Annotated in this window: 10 protein-coding genes; 6 read left to right on the forward strand and 4 right to left on the reverse strand. The window is 62.5% G+C overall.

Annotated features, from left to right (window positions below; all coding sequences use genetic code 11):
- Positions 1-154 precede the first annotated feature (154 nt).
- The 3 genes from guaB to EOA19_RS25010 are packed head-to-tail and all read left to right on the forward strand — an operon-like array spanning position 155 to position 2,688.
- Positions 155-1,657, forward strand: a complete 1,503-nt coding sequence (gene guaB, locus EOA19_RS25000) for an IMP dehydrogenase (protein WP_127258107.1) — start codon at positions 155-157, stop codon at positions 1,655-1,657.
- Positions 1,608-2,231 carry a hypothetical protein gene (locus EOA19_RS25005; RefSeq protein ID WP_128305104.1) on the forward strand — a complete coding sequence of 208 codons (624 nt, stop codon included), beginning with the start codon at positions 1,608-1,610 and terminating at the stop codon, positions 2,229-2,231. The genes guaB and EOA19_RS25005 overlap by 50 nt, the downstream gene beginning before the upstream one ends.
- A gap of 37 nt (positions 2,232-2,268) precedes the next feature.
- Positions 2,269-2,688, forward strand: a complete 420-nt coding sequence (locus EOA19_RS25010; protein ID WP_127288888.1) for an MAPEG family protein — start codon at positions 2,269-2,271, stop codon at positions 2,686-2,688.
- A gap of 50 nt (positions 2,689-2,738) precedes the next feature.
- On the opposite strand, the gene rnd is transcribed toward EOA19_RS25010, so the two are convergent.
- The 3 genes from rnd to EOA19_RS25025 form a co-directional block, all read right to left on the reverse strand.
- Positions 2,739-3,890 (reverse strand): ribonuclease D, encoded by a 1,152-nt coding sequence (gene rnd, locus EOA19_RS25015; RefSeq protein WP_128305105.1) that lies wholly within the window; start codon positions 3,888-3,890, stop codon positions 2,739-2,741.
- A gap of 78 nt (positions 3,891-3,968) precedes the next feature.
- Positions 3,969-5,210, reverse strand: coding sequence for an MFS transporter (locus tag EOA19_RS25020; RefSeq protein WP_023810194.1), 1,242 nt, complete (start codon positions 5,208-5,210; stop codon positions 3,969-3,971).
- Between the two features lie 133 nt (positions 5,211-5,343).
- Positions 5,344-6,312: a DMT family transporter gene (locus EOA19_RS25025; RefSeq protein WP_245486302.1), complete on the reverse strand. Its 969-nt coding sequence runs from the start codon at positions 6,310-6,312 to the stop codon at positions 5,344-5,346.
- A gap of 41 nt (positions 6,313-6,353) precedes the next feature.
- Here EOA19_RS25025 and EOA19_RS25030 point away from each other — a divergent pair, with 41 nt between their 5' ends.
- A complete protein-coding gene (locus tag EOA19_RS25030; protein ID WP_128305106.1) occupies positions 6,354-7,220 on the forward strand; it encodes a LysR family transcriptional regulator in 867 nt (288 codons plus the stop codon).
- A 26-nt stretch (positions 7,221-7,246) separates the two neighbouring features.
- On the opposite strand, the gene EOA19_RS25035 is transcribed toward EOA19_RS25030, so the two are convergent.
- Positions 7,247-7,585: a hemin receptor gene (locus tag EOA19_RS25035; RefSeq protein ID WP_245486303.1), complete on the reverse strand. Its 339-nt coding sequence runs from the start codon at positions 7,583-7,585 to the stop codon at positions 7,247-7,249.
- Positions 7,586-7,884: 299 nt separating this feature from the next.
- Between EOA19_RS25035 and aspS the strand changes: the two genes are divergently transcribed.
- Together aspS and EOA19_RS25045 are read left to right on the forward strand one after the other, a co-directional pair.
- On the forward strand, positions 7,885-9,675 hold the full coding sequence (gene aspS / locus EOA19_RS25040; protein ID WP_164893032.1) for an aspartate--tRNA ligase: 1,791 nt from the start codon (positions 7,885-7,887) through the stop codon (positions 9,673-9,675).
- A gap of 126 nt (positions 9,676-9,801) precedes the next feature.
- On the forward strand, positions 9,802-9,981 hold a 180-nt coding region (locus EOA19_RS25045), incomplete at its 3' end, for a helix-turn-helix domain-containing protein (RefSeq protein ID WP_164893027.1).

Consider the following 9,981-nt stretch of genomic DNA (forward strand, 5'->3'; position numbering starts at 1 on the left):
CCTCGCCGAAAAGTCACCTTTCCGGGAGCGTGAAATCATCGGCTTTTCATCGGCGCCCGGACGTGGTACCAGCCAGCGCCAATCCTGAAAGGGAAGAAACGAGTCGGCGCTGTCCATTCCGGTCCAGCGCTTTTTTGTATTCCGAGGACTGGCTATGGCAAAAATCATCGAAACGTCCACCGGCGCATTGGCGCTGACCTTTGACGACGTGCTGCTGCAGCCCGGTCATTCCGAGGTCATGCCCGGCGAAACCGATGTCCGCACCCGCATCGCCGGCGACATCGACCTCAACGTGCCGATCCTCTCGGCGGCGATGGACACTGTCACCGAGGCGCGGCTTGCCATTGCCATGGCCCAGGCCGGCGGCATTGGCGTCATCCACCGCAATTTCTCGCCGGCCGAACAGGCCGAGCAGGTGCGGCAGGTCAAGAAATTCGAGTCCGGCATGGTGGTCAATCCCGTTACCATCGGCCCCGACGCGACGCTCGCCGACGCGCTGGGCCTGATGCGCAGCTATTCGATCTCGGGCATTCCGGTGGTCGAGAACGGCGGCAGCGGCGGTCACAAGATCGGACGGCTGATCGGCATCCTGACCAATCGCGACGTGCGCTTTGCGTCCGATCCGGCGCAGAAGGTCCATGAACTGATGACCCGTGACAACCTGATCACAGTCAAGGAGAATGTCGACCAGGACGAGGCCAAGCGGCTTCTGCATCAGCACCGCATCGAAAAACTGGTGGTCGTCGACAGGCAGGGCAATTGCGTCGGATTGATCACCGTCAAGGACATCGAGAAGTCGCAGCTCAACCCGCACGCCAGCAAGGACTCGCAGGGCCGCTTGCGTGCCGCCGCCGCCACCAGCGTTGGCGATGACGGTTTCGAGCGCGCCGAACGCCTCATCGATGCCGGCGTCGACCTTCTGGTGATCGACACCGCGCATGGCCACTCGCAGCGCGTGCTCGACGCTGTCACGCGGGCGAAAAAACTATCCAACTCGGTCCGCATCCTGGCCGGCAACGTCGCCACCGCCGCGGGCACGCAGGCGCTGATCGACGCCGGAGCGGACGCCGTCAAGGTCGGCATCGGTCCGGGTTCCATCTGCACGACCCGCATCGTTGCCGGCGTCGGCGTGCCGCAGCTTTCCGCCATCATGTCGGCTGTCGAGACGGCGCACAAATCCGGCGTCTCGGTGATCGCCGATGGCGGCATCAAATATTCCGGCGATCTTGCCAAGGCGCTGGCCGCCGGCGCCAGTGCCGCCATGATCGGCTCGCTGCTGGCCGGAACCGACGAAAGCCCTGGCGAGGTCTATCTGCACCAGGGCCGCTCCTTCAAGGCCTATCGCGGCATGGGCTCGGTCGGCGCCATGGCGCGCGGCTCCGCCGATCGCTACTTCCAGGCCGAGGTGCGCGACACGCTGAAACTGGTCCCTGAAGGCATCGAGGGGCAGGTTCCCTACAAAGGACCTGTGTCCGGAGTGTTGCACCAGCTTGCAGGCGGGCTGAAAGCCGCTATGGGTTATGTTGGTGGCCGTGATCTTGCCGATTTCCGCGAGCGCGCCACTTTTGTGCGCATATCCAATGCCGGACTTCGTGAAAGCCACGCCCATGACGTCACGATTACCCGCGAAAGCCCGAACTATCCCGGCGGAGCCTGACCAGTACGGGTTCGGGCGTAACCTGACGGCAACGATCCTGCGGCTATCGCGCCACGCAGGCGCGCTCTGTTTCCTGTCAGGGGTGGTTTTCATCGCCATGACGGCTCTGGAATTCTTCTATTTCCGCCAGTTGAGCGGCGGCTTGCCGTCACTCGACATGCGCATTTTAGGGTTTACGCCGGACGAAGGCATGGCCTGGCTGACGGCGCTCGGCCGGCGCGGCGGCGAGATCATTCTCGTCTGGCATTATCTGACCTTCGATCTGTTGTTCCCGGCGCTGCTGTCGGTCACGCTGGTCAGCCTCATCCTGGCCGCCGGCCGGCGATTGAAGGCTTTCCGCGTGCTGCCGGCGCAGCTGCAGTCGATTTTCGCGTTGGTCCTGGTGCTTCCCTACACGCTTGCACATTACGTTCAGAACTTTGCGGTGGCGCGGCTTCTGTCCGATTTCCTGTCGGCCAACCCGGACTCGCTGTCTTTCGCCTCGGCGCTCACCGTTACCAAATTCGCGCTTTTCGCCATACCGGTGATCGTCATTGCCGCCTTCTGGCTGGCAGGCCAGAAACGCCAGGCCTGATGCCGCGCGGAAAGCACAGCCGGGTAGGGGACACTTCGTGAACCAGACCACGATCTTCTGGCCTGTTCTGGCGCATGTGCTGCTGATCTACATCGTCTACTGCGTGCTGGGTCGCCGCAGATACGGCGCAGTCAGGTCAGGCGAGGCGAAACCCGGTCAGTTCAAGGTGCGTTCGACCGAGCCGGCCTCCAGCGTCACCGTTGCCGCCAATCTCACCAACCAGTTCGAACTGCCGGTGCTGTTCTATGTGCTGTGCCTGACGCTGCACCTGACCAACGGCGTCAACTATCTGACCCTGGCGCTGATGTGGATTTTCGTCGCGTCGCGCTATTTCCATGCCTGGGTTCACCTGACCAGCAACAATCTGCTGCTGCGCAGCCGGTCATTCTTCGTCAGTGCGGTGATTCTCCTGTTGGGATGGATCTGGTTCGCGCTGCACCTGCTCGGCGCGGTCTGAGCAGAGCAGCTCTCCCTTCCCCATTTGCGGGAGAAGGAAAGAACGCTCGTCTACAGATCGAACACCGCTATCTTGCGTTTGTCGAACTTGATGCCGATCTCGCCGCGCACCAGCTTGAGCGCGGCCTCGCCGAACACCGCGCGGCGCCAGCCCTGCAGGGCCGGTACGTCGGCTTCCTCGCCCTCGGCGGCGATACGGTCGATGTCGTCGCTGGAGGCCAGCACTTTCGAGGCGACGCCTTCCTTTTCGGCGACGATCCGCAGCAGCACCTTCAACAGTTCCGCCGCGGCGCTCGAGCCCTCGGGCGGCTGGAAACTCTTTGGCAATTTCGGCATCTGCTCCTTGGGCAAGGCAAGTGCGGTGTTGACCGCGCCGAGCAGCGCCGTTGCCGTCGACGAGCGCTCCCAGCCCTTCGGTGTCGTGCGCAGCTTGCCGAGGGCTGCCGTGTCGCGCGGCGCCTGCTGCGCCACCTCGTAGATCGCGTCGTCCTTGAGCACGCGGCCGCGCGGGACGTCGCGTTCCCGCGCCTCGCGCTCACGCCACGCCGCAACGCCCTGCACGATCGCCAATTCCTGCGGTTTGCGCAGCCGCATCTTCAGCCGCTTCCAGGCGTCCTCGGGATGCGGATCATAGGTTTCGCGTGAGGTCAGCACGTCCATCTCCTCGTTGAGCCAATGGGCGCGGTTTTCCCGCTCCAATTCGGCGCTGAGGTGCTGATAGACCTCGATCAGATGCGTGACGTCGGCCAGCGCGTAGTCGAGTTGCTTGTCGGAAAGCGGCCGGTGGCGCCAGTCGGTGAAGCGCGACGACTTGTCGAGCCGCGCGCCGGTAATGCGCTGCACGAGCTGATCGTAGGAAACACTGTCACCGAAGCCGCAGACCATCGCCGCCACTTGCGTGTCGAACACCGGATGCGGAACCAGATCGCCGAGGTGGACGATGATTTCGATGTCCTGCCGCGCGGCGTGGAAGACTTTGACCACCGCTTCATTGGCCATCAGCCTGAAGAACGGCTTCAGGTCGATATCGGGCGACAGGGGATCGATGAGCGCCGTCACGCCGGGTGCGGCCATCTGGATCAGGCACAGGATCGGCCAAAAGGTCGTTTCCCGAATGAATTCGGTGTCGACGGTGACGAAATCCGACTTTTCGAAAGCGGCGAGAACGGTCTCGAGTTCTTTCTGGGTGGTGATGACGTTCATCAAATCGCTTTTGACAGGAGTAAGGTCTTCCTAGATTTCAGCCGCCAGGGCTTTCGTCAAGCTTTGGCACCGCCATCATCAGGTTCCCGGACCATCGGAATCGTCGTTTCTCCTGGCCAGCCGCGCGAAAACCGTCGAAGTGCGCAGGAGCGCGGTGAAGCGGCCGCGCCTGCCTGCAGGCACGCCAGACCGGGCCTGCATGCGGTAAAGGATGACGGCGATGAAGATCGCATAGACCACCGCGCTGAATACAAACAGGGCGCCCGGTCCGAAATATTGCATCGCGGTCGAGGCGGCGAACGGGCCGCCAATCGCGCCGAAGGAATAGAACAGCATCAGCGCCGCGTTGATCAGCACGAACTCGCCCGTGTCGGCGCGGTCGTTGGAATGCGCCGCCGACAGCGAATAGAGCGGCATGGCGAAACAGCCGAAGATGAAGATGAAGATGAAGTTGAGCGCCGGATTGCTGCCGGCGATGAACACCAGCGCCAGCGCCGAGAACATCGCGCAGCACGTCGTCATCAGCAGCACCCGGCGCCGGTCCCAGCGGTCGGAGAGGTAACCCAGCGGATACTGGATGATGGCGCCGCCGAAAATGCCGACGCTGACGAAGGTGACGACATCGGCGACCGACATGCCGATCTGCTCGGCATAGACCGGCGACAGGGTGCGAAAGGCGCTGTTGGTGACGCCGACGGCGATGCAGCCGAAGCAGCCCAGCGGCGAAATCCGCCAGACGCGCGCCAGGTCGAGCTTGACCTCTTCGGGTGGCGCCGGGTTGGAGCGGTCGCCGAGCGACACCGGCACCAGCGACAAGGTGATCATCATCGACATGATGGCGAAGATGGCGAAACCGCCAGCGCCGAAGACCGGGATCAGGAACTGCGCTGATGTCACCGAACCGATGTCGACCATCCGGTAGATCGCCAGCACGCGTGCCCGGTCGTGATTGCCGACGCCGGAATTCAGCCAGCTTTCGACGATGGTGAACAGCCCGGCGAAACAGAAGCCGCCGGCAAGGCGCACCGCGCACCACATCACCGGATCGATGACCAGCACCAGAAGCAAGGTGCCGACCGAGGCGATTGCCGCCAGCGCCGAAAACGCCCTGATATGGCCGACCGCCTTCATGATGCGGGTGATGGCCAGGCAGCCGAGCAGGAAGCCGGCGAAGTAGAAGGTGCCCATCAGGCCGATGTCGGAAGCCGAAAACCCTTCCTGCGCGCCGCGCAGCGCGATCAGCGTGCTCTGCAGCCCATTGCCGCCGAGCAAAATGCCGGCGGCGAGAAGGAGCGGGATCATCGGGCGGATGGAGGACATGAAGAGGCGATCACGTGTCGGTGATCCCTTCTTGAACCATCACCCTGGCCAACGCCAGCAGCAATTCCCTGCGCCAACAGGGATGATCGCTGTATTCGCCTGGATTCGTTTCCGCGTTTTGCTTGGTCAGCGCTCAAGGCTGCCGGCGACGTGACTGCCGATCGTCGGGCCACAGGCTGAGCCGCTCGGCTGCTCCCGTTGCGATGCCTATTCCTGCGAGGACTGCCACCAGCCCGACAATCAGGTTTGCGCTTACCTGTTCGCCCAGGAAGACAACACCGAAGATCGATGCCGTCACCGGATTAACCGCAACGGAGACGGCAACCAGTGTCGGCGACGCGCGCTCGAGCGCGAATGCCCAGAGGAAGAAAATGAAGGCGCCGCAAATTATGGCCAGATATGCGCTCGCGATCCACTGAGGTGCGCTGAGAGTGGCAAGTCGCGCGAAGCCTCCGTTCGAAACCACCAGGACCGATAGGCAGACCGCGCCCACGCCCATGCCAAACGCCACGAACGGGATCGGCGCGGTGCGGGATAGAAATGGTCTCGACCAGACGTTGTAGAGCGCCATGCAGAAAGCGGCCGCGACCATGAGAAGATCTCCGCGCCAGGCATCTGGGGGAGCAGTCATCAGGCTCGTGCCGAGCGCTACGGCCACCCCTGCCATTGCGATCAGGACACCGACGATCTTGCGGATGGTCGGCGGCTCGATCCTCAGAACTGCCGCGGCAAGCATTGTGAGCAGAGGCAGTGTCGAAAGCGCAAGCGCACCTCGCGCGGCCGTTGTGTAGACAAGGGCTCCATTGAAGAGCACCGGAAACAGCCCGAAGAACAGAAGACCCAATGCACCAGTGCCGAGCCAGTCGCTCTTCGGCGGCCACCTGTCTCGTCGCCAGAGAGCTACGGCGGCCAAAACCAGAAAGCCGCCGCCGAACCGGACCGCACCGATAACGAGAGGATCGAGCGTGCCCGCGAGATATCGCGTTGCGCCAACGGCGGTGCCCCCAAAAGCGCTGGAGAGAATCGCGGCGAGCACTCCTGTGATTTCCATGGTTCCTGACCTTGCCAACTCTGAACCACGGATATCGGGCAGGCGGGCCATAAGGAATCGAATAAGCTCAATGAGTTTGATAACATTCCACTATGAGCATCCCGAATCTCGATCCGGACCTTCTGCGGGCCTTCGTCGTCGTTGCCGAGCGCCTCTCGTTCACGCGAGCCGCCGAGCAGCTCAATAGAACGCAGGCGGCCGTCAGCTTGCAGGTGAAACGTCTTGAGGAGCGCATCGAGACCATCTTGTTCCGGCGCTCGACAGCCCGCGTTGAACTCACCGCCGCCGGGGAGGGCTTTCTGATCGATGCCCGCCGCATACTTGCTCTCAATGAGCAGGCGATTGCGCGTGTTTCCGGTCAGCAGGTGGCCGGACAGGTTCGCATCGGGGTCATGGAAGATTATGGCACCAAGATCCTGCCGCGCCTCCTTTCTGGCATCGCCGAGCGATTTCCGTTGGTGCAGGTCGAAATGGAGATCGGTCTCACCGCCCGGCTCCTGAAACGGCTTGGGTCGTCGTTCGACGCCGTCATCGCCATGTACCCGGAAGGCACAACCGAGGGGGATCTGATATGCCGCGAAAGGGCGATTTGGGCAGCGGCGGCGACCCGTGCCGTCGAGGAACTCGATCCGCTGCCCGTCGCTCTGTCGAGCCCCGATTGCCTGTTTCGCTCCTGGGCCATTGAGGCGCTCGACAAGGCAGGGCGGCCATGGCGTTTGGCCTATGTCAGTCCAAGCCTTTCAGCCACGGAGGCGATCGTCGAGCAGGGCCTTGCGATCACCGTGGTCAAAGGCAGCATGCTGGCGCCCGGCCTGCGCGGCATCCATCCCGGCCGATATCTGCCGCCGCTGCCCGGAGCGGAGATCCGCCTTCATCGGGCCGAAACGTCTTCCGCCAGCGCCGTGCTGGTAATCGATCACCTTGCTCATCGCCTCCTTCTATCGGCGCCGGGCTCATAGGGCTATCCGAACTCGGAAGCAGTCGGTCAATCCCGGCTGAAATTTTGCATTTTCCGCGATGCGGCATGGATGACGAACGCTTCAATATCTTCCTTTGAGTAGCCGAGAAGCGTGCCTTCAAGTCTCGCCAGATCGTTCGATGTGAACGCGTCGAAGGCTTCTCCGCTGCGGCACATCCGGGACATCAGTAGGCTGAGCTTGCAGCGCCATTCCTCCGTCGGCAGGCAGTAGCAGCGTTCTTCCACGGACGTTTTGGGGTCAACCTGGGAAAACTTAAGGATGCGGCCTTCCTCGACAAACGGCCCGAAATCCGCGTCACCGATATCTTCGGCGCTCATGTTCGGCTCGGCCGCGAATGCAGCCATTGGCTTGTCGCCTCGAAGCATCAATTCCAACTCGGGGCCATTGTGTGGTCCGATCCCCTTTGGGCGAGCACGTTCAGGCACAAATCATCTCCAAATCGTGTGATGGCCGTATGGTCGCAAGTAGCACTGCCAGCGGCAATGCCCGACGGTCGGCCCTGGCGCGAACTCTGAAGGTCGGACCAAGAGGCAATCGAGTGTCCGCTTGCCTTGACAAATCCGGCCTCCCATGCGCTTTTCGCGCAAATTTCAGGCTGGGCGGTGATGCTTCGGCCCCAGCACCCCGGACTTTACCAATGACAATGCACCGTTACCGCAGCCATACCTGTGCCCAGTTGAGGAAGAGCGACGTCGGCTCGACCGTTCGCCTGTCGGGCTGGGTGCATCGCGTGCGCGATCATGGCGGCCTGCTCTTCATCGACCTGCGCGACAATTATGGCCTCACCCAGATCGTCGCCGATCCGGATTCGCCTGCCTTCAAGGTCGCCGAAACCGTGCGCGGCGAGTGGGTCATTCGGGTCGACGGCGAGGTCAAGGCGCGCTTGCCCGAGACCACCAACGCCAATTTGCCGACCGGCGAGATCGAGATATTCGCCCGCGAGATCGAGGTGCTGTCGGCGGCCAAGGAATTGCCCCTGCCGGTGTTCGGCGAGCCCGACTATCCCGAGGATATCAGGCTGAAATACCGTTTTCTCGACCTGCGCCGCGAGACGCTGCACAAGAACATCATTGCGCGGACAAAAATCATCGCCGAAATGCGCAAGCGCATGGGCGATGTCGGCTTCACCGAATTCTCGACGCCGATCCTCACCGCCTCGTCGCCGGAAGGCGCGCGCGACTTCCTGGTGCCGTCGCGCATCCACCCCGGCACCTTCTACGCGCTGCCGCAGGCGCCGCAGCAGTACAAGCAGCTGATCATGGTGTCGGGCTTCGACCGCTATTTCCAGATCGCGCCCTGCTTCCGCGACGAGGATCCGCGCGCCGATCGTCTGCCCGGCGAATTCTACCAGCTCGACCTCGAAATGAGCTTCGTCGAACAGGACGACGTGCTGTCGACCATGGAACCTGTCATGCGCGGGGTCTTCGAGACCTTCGCCAACGGCAAGCCGGTGACGCAGAATTTCCAGCGCATTCCCTATGATGTGGCCATGCGCAAATACGGTTCCGACAAGCCGGACCTGCGCAACCCGATCGAGATGCAGGCCGTTTCCGACCATTTTCGCGATTCCGGCTTCAAGGTGTTCGCCAACATCCTGGCCAACGATCCGAAGGCCGAGGTGTGGGGCATTCCCGCCAAGACCGGCGGCAGCCGCGCCTTCTGCGACCGCATGAATTCCTGGGCGCAGGGCGAGGGCCAGCCGGGGCTGGGCTATATCTTCTGGCGCAAGGAGGGCGACAAGCTCGAAGGCGCCGGCCCACTCGCCAAGAACATCGGCGAGGAGCGGACCGAAGCGATCCGGCAGCAGCTCGGCCTTGCCGATGGCGACGCTGCCTTCTTCGTCGCCGGCGATCCGAAGAAATTCGTTTCCTTCGCGGGTGCGGCGCGCACGCGCGCCGGCGAGGAGCTGAACCTTGTCGACCGCGAGCGTTTCGAACTGTGCTGGATCGTCGATTTCCCGTTCTTCGAGTGGAACGAGGAAGAGAAGAAGATCGACTTCGCGCACAACCCGTTCTCGATGCCGCAAGGCGGCATCGATGCGCTGAATGGCGAGGACCTGCTCGGCATCAAGGCGTTCCAGTACGACATGGTCTGCAACGGGTTCGAGATCGCCTCAGGCGGTATCCGCAACCATCTGCCCGAAACCATGGTCAAGGCGTTCGAGACGGTCGGGCTGGATCGCGCCACGGTCGAGGAGCGCTTTGGCGGCCTCTATCGTGCCTTCCAGTATGGCGCACCGCCGCATGGCGGCATGGCCGCCGGTGTCGACCGCGTCGTCATGCTGCTGCTTGGCGCCAAGAACCTGCGTGAGATCACCATGTTCCCGATGAACCAGCAGGCCTACGATCTGTTGATGAACGCACCGTCGGAAGCGAGCCCGCAGCAGCTTCGCGACCTGGCGCTGCGCGTTGCCGTGCCCAAGAAGGACGCCTGATCGCGCTTCGGGCGATGCTTTAAAGAACCGCCCGAACCGATTCTTTCGATTCGCTAATCCCGATAAAAAAGCCCGGCATCGCTGAACTGACCCCCGAAAGTTGGACATCAACCTTCGGGGGTTTTCATGTCCAAACACAGCGAGAGTTTGAAGCGCACTGTTGTTGATCGTTATTTGAATGGTGAAGAGAGCTATGCGAGCGCCGGTGCAGCCGACGGCGTAGATGCTGCAACGGTGCGCAAATGGGTTGCGAGCTATCAAGCGCACGGGGTTGCCGGCCTCGCTCGCAAGCTCAGCCACTATGAC

Origin of the sequence: Mesorhizobium sp. M7A.F.Ca.US.010.02.1.1 (assembly GCF_004023085.1) — a bacterium.
Lineage (GTDB): Bacteria > Pseudomonadota > Alphaproteobacteria > Rhizobiales > Rhizobiaceae > Mesorhizobium.

Bases quoted from the DNA above. Each gene is read 5' to 3' on its own strand.
- EOA19_RS25005 (WP_128305104.1), top strand. From the start codon at position 1,608: ATGACGTCACGATTACCCGCGAAAGCCCGAACTATCCCGGCGGAGCCT.
- rnd (WP_128305105.1), bottom strand. From the start codon at position 3,890: ATGAACGTCATCACCACCCAGAAAGAACTCGAGACCGTTCTCGCCGCT.
- guaB (WP_127258107.1), top strand. From the start codon at position 155: ATGGCAAAAATCATCGAAACGTCCACCGGCGCATTGGCGCTGACCTTT.
- aspS (WP_164893032.1), top strand. From the start codon at position 7,885: ATGCACCGTTACCGCAGCCATACCTGTGCCCAGTTGAGGAAGAGCGAC.
- EOA19_RS25035 (WP_245486303.1), bottom strand. From the start codon at position 7,585: ATGGCTGCATTCGCGGCCGAGCCGAACATGAGCGCCGAAGATATCGGT.
- EOA19_RS25025 (WP_245486302.1), bottom strand. From the start codon at position 6,312: ATGGCCCGCCTGCCCGATATCCGTGGTTCAGAGTTGGCAAGGTCAGGA.
- EOA19_RS25030 (WP_128305106.1), top strand. From the start codon at position 6,354: ATGAGCATCCCGAATCTCGATCCGGACCTTCTGCGGGCCTTCGTCGTC.
- EOA19_RS25020 (WP_023810194.1), bottom strand. From the start codon at position 5,210: ATGTCCTCCATCCGCCCGATGATCCCGCTCCTTCTCGCCGCCGGCATT.